Origin of the sequence: Acetoanaerobium sticklandii (genome assembly GCF_000196455.1) — a bacterium.
In the GTDB taxonomy this organism is placed as follows: domain Bacteria; phylum Bacillota; class Clostridia; order Peptostreptococcales; family Filifactoraceae; genus Acetoanaerobium; species Acetoanaerobium sticklandii.
In genome coordinates, this window is sequence record NC_014614.1 from 512,663 (window position 1) to 528,345 (window position 15,683).

The following is a 15,683-nucleotide window of genomic DNA, read 5'->3' on the forward strand; positions in this document are numbered from 1 at the left end:
TCCTACCTTTTCAAAAATAAATGCATATTGTATAGTAGAAACAGAACATATGTTCGATAGTTGTACAGAGATAGGAGGTAAGGAAATGGAGACAAATACTTACGAAGATATAGAACAAGCGCTTATAGGCTATAAGGAAGCTACTGCTACTTGGGATAAACAAGAATATCTAAGACAGCTTTTAGCTTACATTACTCCTCTGATAAAGAAAAAAATAAGACACTATTTTGGATATGTAGATGAGGATTTACTTCAGCTAGGATATGTTAGGACTATTGAATTAATTGATAATTATGAACTGGAAAGAAATATATTATTTATGGGATATATGAAAAGAATGCTAGGATGTTATTACTATGATGAGAAAAGAAAACAAGCTAAGGTAGCGGATTTAGTAGAATACGATGAGACCTTTATGGAATCAGATTATGACCATGGTTATTTCGATATCGAACTAGAAGATTTATTAAAGGGTCTTTCATATAAAGAAAGATATGTAGTTGAAAGGCACATTATGGAGAAGAGCTTACTAAAAAATGTAGCTAAGGAACTCGATGTTTCCTATGTCTATGCAAAAGAATTAAAAAGAAATGCTATAAAAAAGCTTAGAGTTTTAATTTGTTTATAGTTTAACGTAAAATAATGTTATAAACTATGTTTTAATATACTTATTCAGGGTATATTTAAAGTAACTAGAATTAGTAATATATTCGTACTCCTTTAGTTAGAATTTCCCAATTTGTATGAAAAAGGCAAACTACAGGAAACTGTAGGACGCAAAGCGAGGAGTCTAAGACTGAATACTAACTCAGTTATGATAGTCCAGCCGCCATATTTTTTTATATGGCGGCTTTTTGAGTTAAGATAAGTTATGATTGTCCCGTTGCCATCCAAAACTTGGTTTTTAAGTTTAATGGATGGAGGTGTCAAAAATGAGAAAAAACAGAAGATTCTTAGCAATTATCATGGTATTAGCATTTTTAGGCTGGTCATTTAACGCTCAACGAGTATTCGCAGATAGTGAAATACCCCCTGAAATTCAGCAAGAAGAACAAGAAGTAGTTGATGAGGAACAAAACGAAGAACAACCGGAGAATAATTTAGAGCCTGAGAATGAAGAAGAAGTAATAGAAGAAGAACCTTTTGAAGAAGAGGAAGTAATAGAAGAAGTAATCGAGGAAGAAATAGTGGAGGAAATAATTGAGGAAGAACCTATTGAAGAAATAGTAGAAGAAGTTATTGATGAAGAGATTGAAGAAATTATTGAAAATGAAGAAGTACCAATGTCTTTAATGAAAGCTCCAGAAATCCTTGATGTAGATGTTCAGTATTCAGGACCAGCAGCTCAGCAACCAATAGATGAAGCTAATTTTAAGCTTGAAGAAACTGGATATGAAACTGAAAAAGTTGATGATTCTCCAAGAGGTAGTGGAACTATTTCATTAGATAATGAAGAATTTATTAAGTGGTTTGTAAGTGAAGATGCGAAGTATCTATCTTGGGAAACAAGCTCATCAAATGTAACAGTATATAAAGTATATGTAAAAGGTGGACAAGGAGAAGACGGAACTAAAGGTTATCTATATGTTTATGATCCTACAATCAGTTCTGATAGTGGATTGCATCCAGCAGTAAATAAGAATGATAGTATCGCTGCTATTAGCCATTTCTCTTTCTTATTTGGATTAGTGATACCAGAAGATCCTGAGGACCCAGAAGACCCTGAGGATCCAGAAGACCCTGAGGATCCAGAAGACCCTGAGGATCCAGAAGATCCAGAAGACCCTGAAGACCCTGAAGACCCTGAAGATCCAGAAGACCCAGAAGATCCTGAGGACCCAGAAGAACCAGAAAACCCTGAAAACCCTGAAGAACCTGAAGAACCTGAAGAACCAACAGTTCCTGAAGATGATGACGATGATGATGATGTAGTAGTAATTGAAGAAGAGGAGACTCCTTTAGCATTACCAGGAGAACCTGATGTATTTGTAGCAACTGTAACTTCTATAAATACTCCTGAAGAAATAGTAGAAGAAGAAGTTCCTCTTGGAGTACCTCAAGTCGAAGAACCTGAAGAAGAAATAATAGAAGAAGAAGTACCACTAGCAGCACCAGAACTTCCTAAAACAGGTGGATTTGCACCAGAACTTCTATATGCTTTAGGCTTAAGCTTAATTAGTGTAGGATTTAAGTTTAGAAAATAAATTTTAAAACTATCAAATCTTATTTAACACAAATATAATTATAAATTAAATTTTAATCGTTAAACTGCTCAGCTTTTAGAGCAGTTTTTTTTTCATGTTTACAAAATATAGAAAAAAATTATTTACTTTTGAATTTTTTTAATATAGAATTGTTTTAGTGATTAATAACTAGTTAATACTACATAACAAAATAGTTATTTAATCCTACTTAATGAAAAAGGCAAACTATGGGAAACTGTAGGACGCAAAGCAAGGAGTCTAAAGCTTAGTTTTAAGCAATGATAGTCCAGCCGCCATATTTTTATGGCGGTTTTTTTATTGGCTTAGACAAAGCAATGATAGTCCAGCTACCATCTAACAAGCTTATTTAATTTAGTTTAAAGATGGAGGGAATGTATGAGAAAGGTGAAAAAAAACAGATTATTAGCACTGTTATTAATGGGATCGTTGCTATTTTCTAATTATGGGATAATGGCATACGCAGATGAAATTCCTACGGCACAGTCAGATAGCGGTGTGACACAAGATGGAGGGACACAAGCACCATCACAAGATGAAGGAACACAAACGCCATCACAAGATGAAGGAACACAAACGCCATCGCATGATGAAGGAACACAAACACCATCGCAAGATGAAGGAACACAAACACCATCGCAAGATGAAGGAACACAAACACCACCGCAAGATGAAGGAACACAAGCACCATCGCAAGATGGAGGATCACAAGCACCATCGCAAGATGGAGGAACGCAAACACCACCGCAAGATGGAAATCCTCCTCAAATAATAGAAGTAGAACCTGCTAAGGTTGAGATTGTGGATTATAAAGAAACACAAAATGTCGATAAAAATGGTAATAAAATCATAGCAAAGGAAGTTGAATATAGCAATACAGGAACAGAAGGTGAAACGATTACTGAAATAGTTCCAAAATGGGGAGATTTTAATGATGAGGAATATGAAACAAAAGTATTTGATTTAAAAAATACTAAAGATTCTAAAGAAGATGTTACGGCGTATTGTAATGATATAGATACAAACCTTAAAAATAATTCAAAGTATTCAGTGCAAGAATTACCTCAAAATAGTAAAGATATTAAAACATCTGAGAAATTAAGAGGAATAGTTTTAAATGGTTATGATCCGAATACAAATATTGAGACTTATAGAAGTGAATTATTAAAAGATGCATCAAAATATCTTACACAAAATCAAATAAATAATTTAACAGAAGAAGATGCTATCGCAGCAACACAGATGGCAGTTTGGAAGTTAGATAATCCTAATAAAAAATTTGTTGATTATGATTGGGAAAAAGGTTTTTTAGGGATAAAAAAGAGAGTTGAAGATGAGAAAGTTGTTAAATTAGCAGAGTACCTATCTAAACAAAAAGAAAGTGACCCTTCTAAAAATAATCTTAAAATAGAAGCGAAAGCGACTGATGAAAATACTGCCGTTAAGTTAGAAAATGGTGAAGTATCAGTAAATTATACATACTCTATATTAAATAGAGTAAATGAGCAAGTACAGACTTTCTTAGAAGTATTCGTAAATGGAAATCAGCTGGATACTAACGCCTATACGGTAGTGGATTTAGGAAATGGTAATAAATCTTTGAGCTTTAAGAATGCTATTGAAGATAAAACTAAAAATGCTGAGATTGAAGCAAAAATTGTAATAAAAGGAACATATGCAGTTGAAGATGTATATGACTTAGTGCCAACAAAGGATAATAAAAACACTCAAAGACTTGTTAGTACACCAATGCTTATGAGCTACAATTTACCAACATTAAAACAAATGTTTAAAATAGAGTACACTGCACCAAAAGTAGAACTAGTAGACCCGGATGAACCAGGAGAAGATGAGCCAGGAGAAGATGAGCCAGGAGAAGATGAGCCAGGAGAAGATGAACCAGGGGAAGATGAACCAGTAGAAGATGAGCCAGGAGAAGATGAACCAGGAGAAGATGAACCAGTAACACCAGGTGGCGGAGGAGGAACGACTAATCCTCCAGTTGTAGAACCGCAACCAGAGCCTACTAATCCAACACCACAACCTACAACTCCAGTGGCACAAAATGACAATGACGACGATGATGAAGATATAGAGGATGAAGCTACACCTCTTGCAGCACCACAAATTATACCAGTAGCTTTACCTGTAGCTACTCTAGCTTCAGCAGAACAAACGGAAGAAGTAATAGATGAAGAAACTCCTTTATCTGCTCCGCCAGTTATGGAGACTGAAGAAGAAATAATAGAAGAAGAAGTTCCACTTGATGCACCAGCACCTGTTCTTCCTAAAACAGGAGGATTTGCACCAGAACTTCTATATGCTTTAGGAGCAAGTTTAATAGCTACGGGATTAAAGATTAGAAAGAAATAGTTTTCGAAAATGAACATTAAATATTTTATGTTTAAATAAAAAAACTGCTCATAAAGGGCAGTTTTTTTATGGGAATAATTTAGTTTGATTGGATTGAAAAATAGGTTATTTGTCTATGAACAGAATAGATAATTACTTTAATACTTATATATTTTTATTGCTTTAATCAACTTGATTTAAGAGCATGGGCTTATATTGTTCTTTAAGCCCAGAATATATTATTTCGTTTGGTATTAGGAAAACAGGAGTGCCTGTAGCATAGGGAGCTATTTCATAAATGTCAAACTGAATGTAGAGATTTCCATCTTCTATATAAAATTGCGGCATTTGACTTATGCTTACAAATCTAAGATTTTTTTCTTGGAAATATACTTTTCCAGAAATATCTTTTTTTATTTGATTTGTAATTTCTTTGTTTATAACGTTTTTATAATCAAAGTCAGATTTGAATAAATCTTCTAAGCTCAATTCTTTTCCAGAAGAAGTATCTATATTGTAAGTAGCCAAGGCAGTTACAGGATTTGCTTTACCTGTGTTCTGCGTGTATGTGGCAACCATACTCAATATGTTTTGATTTGAGGTTTTTATCTCGAAATCAGTAGTTACAGAGTAAGGAACAAACGATTCAGCTTTTGAGTTTGATTTTGATAGTGATTTAATATTGTTCATGTAGTTGTATACTTGATTTTTTAGCTTTAAATTCAAAGCTGCTTGAGTATTTTGATTCTGAAGATTTGATATGACTGGGTATTTAATATCATAAGAAAAGGCTTCAGTTTCTCCAAAATCACTTTCTATCCGTATTTCAACTGGCTGAGGCAAAGAGGCAGTAGCTTTTGCATCGTAGCTAGCATTTTTTTTAGAAGATGTTACTGCATTAGTAAAGCTTTCAGGTTTTTCAATTACCGAGCAAGCAGTTAGTGTGACAACTATGATGGTAATCATATTTAATAAAAGTAATTTTCTCACATTAATGCCTTCTTTCTAACCTTATATGTTTCTATTATATCAAAACTAAGTACTTTATTACATTATAATCTTTAGGACTTAATGATTAGTTACATATTCTTTAAAGAAAAATGACAGTAAATATGGTATGATATTTTTGGAAAGAGGTGAAGCTTGTGAGGGTTTTAGATGTTGTATTTGATAATCATCCTATATTTGATAGCAATACTATTTCTTTTGAAACAGAGGATAAAAAAATTCTAGATACTATTATTTTAGCTGGGATTAATGGTTCAGGTAAAACTACTCTGCTTTCTAGTATTTTCAAGACATTTAAAAAGCTAGAGGATAACAAATTCTGTTTAGATGAAAAAGATACAGTAAATTTACATTTAGATATAAATGAAGATGAACTTGAGAAAGCACCTAAAATGATTTATCTTCCATCTGAGGTGAGATTTCAAAGTATTCATAACTCCAATCAAGCTGATGAGATACCTCTTGCCTATTGTATTGATGATAAAAGCACTCATGATATAATTTCATATATCAAGCAGGCTTTTGATAAGCAGATTTTTTCGAATCCAGAAACAACGGTAGGAAAGAGTATAGATGCAGTGTGCGATGAAATAAATTCTATTTTTTCAATTCTAGATATGGATGTTTATTTGGTAGGAATTAAAGACCCTAAAACCAAGATGCCGCTGTTTAGAAATGAGTCAGGAGTAGAGTTTGATATTAACGGGCTTTCATCTGGAGAGAAACAGCTGTTTATTAGGCTTTTATCTCTTAAATCTCTAGAGCCTGAAGGTTGTGTGATTTTGATAGATGAGCCAGAGATTTCGCTTCATCCATCATGGCAGCAAAGAATAGTTGAAGTATATCAAAATATAGGTAAAGATAACCAAATAATCATAGCTACCCATTCTCCACACATTATTTCATCAGTGAAAAGAGAATCACTCAAAATTCTATCTAAAAAAGAGAGATGGGTAAAGGTAATAAATGGTGAGAATCTAGATGAGACCTATGGTGTTACAGCAGATATGATATTGCTTGATATCATGGGACTTTCGACAACTAGGCATCCTCACATCCAAGAGAAAATTGATGAGTTAAAAAGCATGGTTAGAAATGAGCTTTACGAAACTGAAGAGTTTAAACTATTATATGAAGATATTACAGGAGTCATAGGGACAATAGACCAGGATATTTTACTGGTTAATATAGAAATAGCTAGAAGAAAGGGACTAAAAAATGCTGGACATTAAAAAGGCAGATCCTCCAGATTTTTTACTAGAATTTATAGAAGAAAAGTCTAATGCCAGTTATAAGAATATGCGTGGAGATATGAGAAAGGATTTACGTCATTATATTGCATATAATGAGCAGTGCAAATCTTCGAGATGTTTTTGCGCTTATTGCGAGAGAGAGATTGTTGTGAATTCAGACAATGCCAATGGCTCGCATATTGAACATATCAAGCCGCAATCTAGATTTCCAGAAGATGATTTGGATTATGACAATATGATTGTTTCATGTAATGCTAAGGAAAGCTGTGGGATAAGAAAAGGAAGCCACTATTTCGAAGGCTTTATAGATCCAGTTAATTTTTCACCAGATGTTTTTTTTATTTATGACCTTATGACTGGAGAGATAATTCCAAAAGAAGGAATAAAAGATAGTAATACTCCAGCGTATAAAAGTCTAGATTTGCTAGGCTTAAACAGTGTAAGACTAACTGATGCAAGAAAGCGTGTGATAGTTGAAATAGATAACTTACTTAAATTTATGAAGAAAGAAGATATAAGACATTTTTTAAAGCAGTTCCCAAGCTTATTGGATTATATGCTTAAATAGATGAAAGAAGGAAAAAAATGGCTGATTTAAATTACAAGGCAGAGGATATTGTTTATAAAGTAAAGGAAATAGGCGGATATATGGAGCTAGAGCTTCCTCGCAAGGAATCTTATTATTATGGACCTGATGTAGTTGAGGTAAATACTGGAAGGGCAGCTATTTATCATGCAATAAAAGCTTCGAAAGCAAAAAAGCTGTATTTGCCACATTATTTATGTACTAGTATGCTTCAGGTTATTGAGCCTCTTAATTTAGAGTTTGAGTTTTATAATATAGATGAGAATTTTATGCCTATATTTGATAGACAAACTACTGAGGACGAAGCCTTCTTATATATTAATTATTTTGGAACTGCAAGCAATAATACTATAAAGAAGCTAAAAAATTGCCATAAGAATTTTCTAATGGACAATACTCAGGCTTTTTTTGCAAAGCCAATTAAAGGAGCTTACAGTCTTTATTCTGCCAGAAAGTTTTTTGGTGTAAACGACGGTGGCTATTTAATCAAGGATGGCATTCAAAAAATAGATTTAGAAAGCGATATATCCTATCCTCATGCTATTCATCTTTTAAAAAGAATAGAAGAGGGAGCGAACGCCGCATATCTTGACAATATGAAAAATGAAGATAGGTTTGATGACTTTAATCCTATAGGAATGTCAAAACTCAGCAAAAGGATTCTTGAAAGCATTGACTATGAAGAGGTAAAGCTAAAAAGACAGAGAAATTTTTACTATCTTCATTCAAAACTGAAAGACCTTAATAAGCTAAATCTTGAGCACAGCTTTGAAGCGCCTATGGTATACCCCATGCTTATAGAGCATAAGGATTTAAGAGCCTATCTAGTTAGTAAGAAGATTTATGTACCACATTGGTGGAAGGATGTTCTTTCTAGAGTAGAAAGTAACAGCTTTGAACATTATTTGTCGACTTATCTTTTAGCTCTGCCTATAGACCAGAGGTATGATTTAGAGGATATGGACTATATTGTGGGACATATAAAAGCTTTTGACAACAGTATTTTGCTATAGAAAAATTGCTAATAAAGAGGATAAACTATGGATGAAAAGAAACTAAATAATATAGCTAGTAGCATGGACAAAGTTTTTTGGAGCTTTTGGGACAATCTGATTTATAAAGCTTTAGAATCAAGCGTTGATATTATGCCACCTAGGCTTCAAAAACTAATTGCAAATTATTATACTGATGCTAGAATTAGGAAGCTGTATTTTGATAGATTAGGTGTAAAGATGGGCGAAGGAAGCTTTGCTAATTTAGGTATGAAAATCATAGTATCAGCAAATCATAGATATAGCATAGAAATAGGAGATAATGTATCTATAGGACCCAATTTGACTTTAGTTACAGAGGCAGCAGCCGGCAACGGAAAGGAAATCAACACCTTGCCTTATGTAAAGGAAAAGCTTACTAAGGAAGCTAAAATTTATATAGAGGATGAAGTGTGGATAGGGGCTAATGTCGTGATTCTTCCAGGTGTAAGAGTTGGAAGATGCAGTGTTATAGGAGCTGGGGCAGTTGTAAACTCTAATGTCGAGCCATATAGCGTATATGCAGGAGTTCCAGCAAGAAAGATTAGAGATTTGGAAAAGGAGTAGGCATGGATAAAGTATCAATTATAGTTCCAATTTATTACAATGAACTAAATATACCTCACTTATATGAGCAAATGAAAGAAAAAATCCTATCAAGAACTGATTTTGAAGCTGAAATTGTCTGCGTAGATGATGGCTCAAAGGACGGTTCATATAAAGCTCTGCTAGAGCTAAGAGAAAAAGATGATAGGTTCAAGGTAGTCAAGCTGTCTAGAAATTTTGGTTCACATACAGCTATACTTGCAGGCTTTGCTCATGCGACTGGAGACTGCATGACTATGGTAGCTGCTGACCTTCAGGAACCTCTGGAAATAATTATAGAGATGTATGAAAAATGGAGGCAAGGCAAAAAAGTAGTAATAGCAGTTCGCAAGGACAGAGAGGATGGTTTTTTTCAAAAACTGTTTTCCAATACATATTATTCTCTGATGCAAAAATATGCACTAAAAGACATGCCTAGTGGAGGCTTTGATTGTTTCTTTATCGATAAAAAAGTAAGAGATGTACTGGTATCCATGAATGAAAAAAATTCTTCTATTGTGGGACAGGTGCTCTGGGCTGGATTTGAAATGGACAAGATTTACTATGTGAGAAAAAAACGAGAAATAGGGGAGTCTAAATGGACTTTATCAAAGAAAATTAAGCTCTTTATTGATTCCTTTATGGCTTTTTCTTATGTCCCTATCAGATTTATATCTACGCTAGGTATATTTATTTCTATAGTTGGATTTATCTTAGCAGTATTTTTGATTGTGAATAAGTTTATGTTCAATGTGCCTGTTCAAGGCTGGACTACTATGATGATTACCCTACTAATGCTCTCTGGAATACAGATGCTTACTCTAGGAGTTATAGGGGAGTATCTATGGAGAAATTTTGATGAGAGCAGAGGAAGACCTACTTACATAGTAGAAGAAACTCATGGAATAGATGAGTAAGTAAAAGAGATTGAGAGTGAATTTATATGGTCTATTGTTTTTATGATATAGCTACAAATGAAAAAACTAAATGCAGTAAAACGGATTTTGACTTTAGATTCAAAGCTTTAAAGACAAACGAGGTTTTGTTTTTTGATAGCGAAGACTTTCATTTATATCACAGCAAAAATGCAGATGAGGTTTACTTTTTAGGATTTTTGAAGGAGTCTAAAGCAATAGGCTACTGCATAGTTGGATTAAGGGATAATAGTGGGAGAGCTATGCTTTGCATACCTTATTCTTCTCCTTTTTCTACCTTTTATTTTAACCCTAAAATAGATGACCTAGATAAAGCGAGATGTATAAATGGCTTAAAATCTATGGCAAATGAGCTAGATGCAGATTTTAGGCTTATCCTCGCTCCGGATATTTATGATGAAACACTTGCTATAAGCATGGGACTAGTTCTAGATGAAGGCTTTAAGCTACAATATTCTCATGTAAACAATTACTATAATCTAAAAGAGATTACGGATATAGATGAGTTTGTATCTGAAAGAGCCCATAGCTTTAGAAAAAATTTGAATAAAGCTATGAGGTCAAATCTAGTTATCAGACTTAATGATGATAGCTTTCTTCAAAATGCCTATGAAGTTATCAAGCTAAATAGGGCTGAAAAGGGCTATCCTCTAGCTATGAGTTATCAGCAGATTTTAGATATATCTATCATGGATAAATCCAAGGTAGATGCCTTCGTTGTCTCAAGTGAGCAGACGGATATAGCAGCCGCAATAGTTTTTGAGATTAGCTCTAATGCAGTTCAAGTAGTTTACTGGGGAGCTTTAGATGAATACTCTAATCTTAGACCGATGGAGTTTTTAGCAATGAATGTAGTAAAGTACTACAAAGAAAAAGGCTATGACTATGTAGATATAGGTCCATCAACGGCAGATGATAAAATAAGTCATGGACTACTTAGATTCAAAAAGACTATAGGTTGTCACACGAATTTTAAGCCTGTATTTTTATGGCAGACTAGGGGGAGCTATGATAGTGACTAAAATTAAAGACCTTTTTTCTAAGGCGCTAATAATACTTAGTTTTTTTCTATTTTTGTCAATTTTCGTATATATAAACTACATAGCATCTCCAAACTTTAAAGCTCCAGTGCTTAAAAGCTTAGTTCTTACTTTAGGCTTTTTACTTATATTTATAGCTGTGGATTATTTTATGGATAAATTTAAAAATAAAAAGGCAGTTTATTATGCTATTATTGGCATAATAATATTTGCTGGACTGCTAATAAGACTCTACTGGACAAACTCAGTGAGTACTATTCAGATTTCAGATTTTGGACGTATGTGGGAAAGCGCTGGAGAAATAGCTGAGGGAAATTTCAGCAGATTTCAAAAAAACGGATATCTTTATACCTATCCTCATCTTGCCTTTACTACCTTGTTTTATAGTCTTATTCATATGATTACAGGCTCTAGTCTTATGGCGATGAAGTTTGTAAATATAGGCTTGTCACTTCTGACAGCTTTATTGGTTTATTTGATTTCTGGAGAGTTATCAAATGGAAAAAAAGCTACTGCTATTTTTATCATGGCTATAAATTCTCCATTTATTTTCTTTAATAATATTTTGGATTCTCAAAATCTAGCAGCCCCAGTATTTTATTTTGCGGTGCTACTTTATTTAAAGGTTTTTAAGAAGAAAATTCATCCTCTTTATTTGGTGGCTGTAGGAGCACTGCTTTCGCTTGGAAATCTGTTTAGATCTGTAGGTCCAATATTTGTAATAGCAATTATAATGCATATGCTTATTTTTTCTTCATATTCTCTAATTCAAAAAAGAAAAAAAGGGAAGCCTTTGAAGCTGGATAAAGCGCTTTTAGGGCCTTTATGTCTCGTACTTATGCTAGTAGCTATGTATGTGACTACTTTTGTATTAAATTATATTTTTATATGGGCAGGAGTATTCCAAAAGCCTACCTGGGATACTGGCGGAAACCTTATTTTATATATAAATGCAGGGTTTAATCACGAGAGCAATGGAATGTGGAATCAGGAAGATTATGACTTGCTTAGAGATGTTGGCTTTGACTATGATAAGGCTGAGATAGAAGCTAGAAAAAGATTAGAGCAAAGGCTATCGGATAAGGATAAGGTGCTTACTCTTATTTCGAACAAGTACCGCACTCAGTGGGGGGCCGGAGATTTTGGAGGACTTTACTGGTCTACAGTAGAGCTTGAATCTAATCCTAAAGCGACAAATGATATGCTAGTATGGCTCAATTATCATTTTTATTATGTGCAGGCTTTTTACAGCGCTCTTATTCTAGCTATAATGCTGAAGCTTGCAAGAGGCTACTATAAAAATGAAATTAAACCGGAATTTTATTTTGGGCTGATTTTGTTTGTAGGGTTTGTTTGTCTTCATACCCTTATAGAAATGCAGCCTAGATACGGATATATAGCAATGCCTATGATTACAGCACTTGCGGCGGCATCGATAGGCGAAAGGAGAAGTACTTATGAAGGTAGCGTTTAATGTTTTAGATAGACAGTTTATGATGCATAAAGAGGAATATGAAGCTAAAGCTTTAGAGGTGCTTAGAAGTGGATGGTATATACTTGGCAAAGAGGTTGAAGCGTTTGAAACTGAGTTTGCTAAATATTTAGGAAGCCGTCACTGCGTTGGATTAGCGAGTGGCCTAGATGCAATAGTGCTAGCCTTTAGGGCACTTGATATAAAAGCTGGTGATGAGGTTATAGTTGCTGGAAATGCATATATTGCCTGCGTGATGGGAATAAGCATGAACAATGCAGTACCTGTATTTTGTGAGCCAGATGAATATTACAATATAGATGCATCAAAGATAGAAAGCCTTATCACCTCAAAAACGAAAGCAATTTTGGCAGTTCACTTATATGGACAGCCTTGTGATATGAAAAGTATAAAGCAAATATGTGATAAGCATAAGCTATACTTGGTTGAGGACTGCGCTCAGTCTCATGGTTCAACCTATGATGGCATCATGACAGGAAGATTTTCAGATATAGGCTGCTTTAGCTTCTATCCGAGCAAAAATTTAGGAGCTTTTGGAGATGCAGGAGCTATAGTAACTGATAACAGCGAGCTTGCTGATAAAATCAGAGTACTTAGAAATTATGGCAGTGAGAAAAGATACTACAATGAGGTTGTAGGATATAACTCTAGACTAGATGAGCTTCAGGCAGGTCTTCTAAGAGTGAAGCTAAAATATCTAGATGAACTAAATAAGGAGCGTATAGATATAGCTAAAAGGTACCTAAGTGAAGTTGATAACCCTAAGATTATTTTGCCAAAAATTTTGGACAAGGCTATGCCTATATGGCATTTATTTGTAGTAAGGGTAAAAGATAGAGCAGAATTTATCAGTTATTTAAATGAATGTAATATAGGAAGCGTTATTCATTATCCCATACCTCCTCATCTTAGTCAGGCTTACGAGTATTTGGGATATAAAGAAGGGGATTATCCTATAACAGAAAGCTATGCGAACGAGGTAGTGAGTTTGCCTATTTACAACGGAATGACTAAAGAAGAAGTAGACTATGCCATAAAATGCTTAAATAAGTATTAATAAGAATTCGGTTTTTGAGGAAATGGAGAGTTGTATGGATAAAAAGTTTAAAGTTATAGATTTTCAGGAACTAGGAGATCCTAGAGGTCATTTAGTTGTCGCAGAAAGTAATAAAGAGGTTCCGTTTTTAATTCAGCGTATTTTTTATATCTACGGAACAAAGGACGGTGTAGTAAGAGGACAGCATGCTAATAGAGAGTCTGAGTTCATGCTTATAAATCTTCAAGGAAGTGTCAAGATAGTGATAGATGATGGAAGGCAAAAGGATACCGTAATTCTAAATAAAGCCCATCAGGGAGTTTATCTCGATAAAATGGTGTGGAAGGATATGTGCGAATTCTCTAGCGACTCTATTTTACTGGTATTATCTAGCATGTCTTATGATGCTTCAGAATATATAAGAGACTATGATGAATTTGTCAGGGAAGTGAATGATGGCAAACTTGATTAATAAGATAAAAAACAGCAGTTTTTTCGGCTTTGCACTTGTGGGAGCAATTAATACAGGTTTTTCCTTTATAATTTATATTTTGCTTTTAAGATTGGATTTATACTATATTTTAGCTAGCATACTGGCGTATATAGCAGGTATAGCTGTAAGCTATCTACTAAATACTAAGTTCGTTTTCAAGGAAGAAAAAACAATAGGAAATCTTTCTAAGTTTGTAAGTGTATATCTTACCGCACTTGTTATAAATACGGGGCTGCTATATGCTCTTGTAAACCTAATTGGATTTAATCCAGTGCTTGGACAAATCGGTGTGACGTGTTTAGTTCTATTTTATAATTATGTACTTCAAAAGCTTTGGACATTTAAAAAGGCCTCTTCATAATGAAGAGGCCTTAATTTTATCTGCTTAATTTACTCTTCTTCCGTAAAGGAAGTTCTTTCTTGTACTTAAATCGTCTATACGAACGCTTTTTCCAGGGCTAGGAGAGTGAATGAATTTTCCACTTCCGATGTAGATACCTACATGGCCTGGGAACATTACTAAATCTCCAGCACGAAGCTCGCTTCTAGATACTTTAGTTCCTACCTTGCCTTGAGCTGATGATGTTCTTGGAAGGCTAACTCCAGCTTTTCTGAATACATATTGAGTAAAGCCTGAACAATCAAAGCCTTTTGGAGTGGTTCCACCCCATTTATATGGTACTCCTATGTAATCTTTTGCTATTGCTACTACTCCTGAAACCTTTGGTTTTGTTCCATAAGCTACGATTTTAGGTGATGAAGGCTCAACAACTGTTTCGCTTATAACAGTTTTCTCGACAGCTTCACCGTTTATTTCTACTACTTCTCTAACTACTTCTTTAATGCCGTTTGTACCTTCTGATTTAACTTTTGTAGTTCCCTCAGTCAGGGTAGAGTCGGCTACTCTTTGCTCTGCTTTATATATTGGTAGATTTACATTATCCTGATAAGTAACCTTAACATCTATCAGAGGCTTACCTTCTTCTGCTACTTCTGTTTCAGGAATTTCTCTGCTAACACTAGAACGAGAAACTGTAGAAGCGCTTGTTGGTGACTTAACTATTGCGAGTGCCTGATAGCTATTTAAGATTTTTTCTATGTTGATTTTTTCAGCTTTTACTAGATTTACTTCTTGAACGAATTCTACTTTTGCATTTTGTTTTGAAGCTACAAATGGAGCTTTGATGGCATCTAATATATTCTGGGCAGTTTTTTCATCCTTTACCGCCATGAGTACCTTACCGTCTGACTTAATTAGATAGCCTGGTGATTTGATTTCCAAAGCAGACATAGCAGATAGTTTCATGTCTTCTTGCTCAGTCAAATCATTTCCATTTAACTTCCCTTTGTTGTACTCGAGATTTGCTTCGTAAGTGATATCCTTACCTTTTGATTCACGAAGCTCTGTATCGAGCTGAGTCATCATTTTTTCTACATGAGAGATTCTTTTTACGAATCCAACATGTTTTTCATTTAGCTTTACCTCATAACCTACACCGGGTTGGTAGTAGACTAAAAAGCCTAAAAGACAAACAAGAGCAGCTAGCGAAAATAGGTATATTCTATTTTGCAGAAGTTTTCTCTTGATTTCTTTCGAAATTTTAATCATAAGAACTTCCTCCAAACTTTCTGGTTATTTTGGTATGGTAC

15 protein-coding genes and 2 riboswitches are annotated in these 15,683 nt (G+C 34.3%); of the genes, 13 read left to right on the forward strand and 2 right to left on the reverse strand.

Going from position 1 to position 15,683, the window contains the following annotated elements:
* Nucleotides 1-85: 85 nt before the first annotated feature.
* From CLOST_RS02310 to CLOST_RS02320, 3 genes are all read left to right on the forward strand, one after another.
* On the forward strand, nt 86-628 hold the full coding sequence (locus CLOST_RS02310) for a sigma-70 family RNA polymerase sigma factor (RefSeq protein WP_013360659.1): 543 nt from the start codon (nt 86-88) through the stop codon (nt 626-628).
* 113 nt (nt 629-741) lie between these two features.
* Nucleotides 742-834: riboswitch (cyclic di-GMP riboswitch) on the forward strand.
* A gap of 98 nt (nt 835-932) precedes the next feature.
* Nucleotides 933-2,204 (forward strand): hypothetical protein, encoded by a 1,272-nt coding sequence (locus tag CLOST_RS14070; protein ID WP_013360660.1) that lies wholly within the window; start codon nt 933-935, stop codon nt 2,202-2,204.
* Between the two features lie 209 nt (nt 2,205-2,413).
* Nucleotides 2,414-2,502: riboswitch (cyclic di-GMP riboswitch) on the forward strand.
* Nucleotides 2,503-2,600: 98 nt separating this feature from the next.
* On the forward strand, nt 2,601-4,595 hold the full coding sequence (locus CLOST_RS02320) for a thioester domain-containing protein (protein ID WP_013360661.1): 1,995 nt from the start codon (nt 2,601-2,603) through the stop codon (nt 4,593-4,595).
* Between the two features lie 162 nt (nt 4,596-4,757).
* On the opposite strand, the gene CLOST_RS02325 is transcribed toward CLOST_RS02320, so the two are convergent.
* Nucleotides 4,758-5,540 carry a DUF3298 and DUF4163 domain-containing protein gene (locus tag CLOST_RS02325; protein WP_162091637.1) on the reverse strand — a complete coding sequence of 261 codons (783 nt, stop codon included), beginning with the start codon at nt 5,538-5,540 and terminating at the stop codon, nt 4,758-4,760.
* 179 nt (nt 5,541-5,719) lie between these two features.
* Here CLOST_RS02325 and CLOST_RS02330 point away from each other — a divergent pair, with 179 nt between their 5' ends.
* From CLOST_RS02330 to CLOST_RS02375, 10 genes are read left to right on the forward strand one after another with little or no spacing between them, the layout of a single operon-like run.
* On the forward strand, nt 5,720-6,814 hold the full coding sequence (locus CLOST_RS02330) for an AAA family ATPase (protein ID WP_013360663.1): 1,095 nt from the start codon (nt 5,720-5,722) through the stop codon (nt 6,812-6,814).
* Nucleotides 6,801-7,403: a retron system putative HNH endonuclease gene (locus tag CLOST_RS02335; RefSeq protein WP_013360664.1), complete on the forward strand. Its 603-nt coding sequence runs from the start codon at nt 6,801-6,803 to the stop codon at nt 7,401-7,403. The genes CLOST_RS02330 and CLOST_RS02335 overlap by 14 nt, the downstream gene beginning before the upstream one ends.
* Nucleotides 7,404-7,420: 17 nt before the next feature.
* Nucleotides 7,421-8,434 (forward strand): hypothetical protein, encoded by a 1,014-nt coding sequence (locus tag CLOST_RS02340; protein ID WP_013360665.1) that lies wholly within the window; start codon nt 7,421-7,423, stop codon nt 8,432-8,434.
* 27 nt (nt 8,435-8,461) lie between these two features.
* Nucleotides 8,462-9,019, forward strand: a complete 558-nt coding sequence (locus CLOST_RS02345) for an acyltransferase (protein WP_013360666.1) — start codon at nt 8,462-8,464, stop codon at nt 9,017-9,019.
* A 2-nt stretch (nt 9,020-9,021) separates the two neighbouring features.
* Nucleotides 9,022-9,954, forward strand: coding sequence for a glycosyltransferase family 2 protein (locus CLOST_RS02350; RefSeq protein ID WP_013360667.1), 933 nt, complete (start codon nt 9,022-9,024; stop codon nt 9,952-9,954).
* Between the two features lie 26 nt (nt 9,955-9,980).
* Complete coding sequence (locus CLOST_RS02355) at nt 9,981-10,994, forward strand: hypothetical protein (RefSeq protein ID WP_013360668.1); 1,014 nt, start codon at nt 9,981-9,983, stop codon at nt 10,992-10,994.
* Nucleotides 10,981-12,486 carry a glycosyltransferase family 39 protein gene (locus tag CLOST_RS02360; protein ID WP_041487079.1) on the forward strand — a complete coding sequence of 502 codons (1,506 nt, stop codon included), beginning with the start codon at nt 10,981-10,983 and terminating at the stop codon, nt 12,484-12,486. Before CLOST_RS02355 ends, CLOST_RS02360 begins: the two co-directional genes overlap by 14 nt.
* On the forward strand, nt 12,470-13,561 hold the full coding sequence (locus tag CLOST_RS02365) for a DegT/DnrJ/EryC1/StrS family aminotransferase (protein WP_013360670.1): 1,092 nt from the start codon (nt 12,470-12,472) through the stop codon (nt 13,559-13,561). Before CLOST_RS02360 ends, CLOST_RS02365 begins: the two co-directional genes overlap by 17 nt.
* A 34-nt stretch (nt 13,562-13,595) precedes the next feature.
* A complete protein-coding gene (locus tag CLOST_RS02370; RefSeq protein ID WP_013360671.1) occupies nt 13,596-14,012 on the forward strand; it encodes a sugar 3,4-ketoisomerase in 417 nt (138 codons plus the stop codon).
* Nucleotides 13,996-14,394, forward strand: coding sequence for a GtrA family protein (locus CLOST_RS02375; protein WP_049779742.1), 399 nt, complete (start codon nt 13,996-13,998; stop codon nt 14,392-14,394). The genes CLOST_RS02370 and CLOST_RS02375 overlap by 17 nt, the downstream gene beginning before the upstream one ends.
* Before the next feature lie 24 nt (nt 14,395-14,418).
* Here CLOST_RS02375 and CLOST_RS13425 read toward each other — a convergent pair whose 3' ends face one another.
* On the reverse strand, nt 14,419-15,642 hold the full coding sequence (locus tag CLOST_RS13425) for a C40 family peptidase (protein WP_013360673.1): 1,224 nt from the start codon (nt 15,640-15,642) through the stop codon (nt 14,419-14,421).
* Nucleotides 15,643-15,683 lie beyond the last annotated feature (41 nt).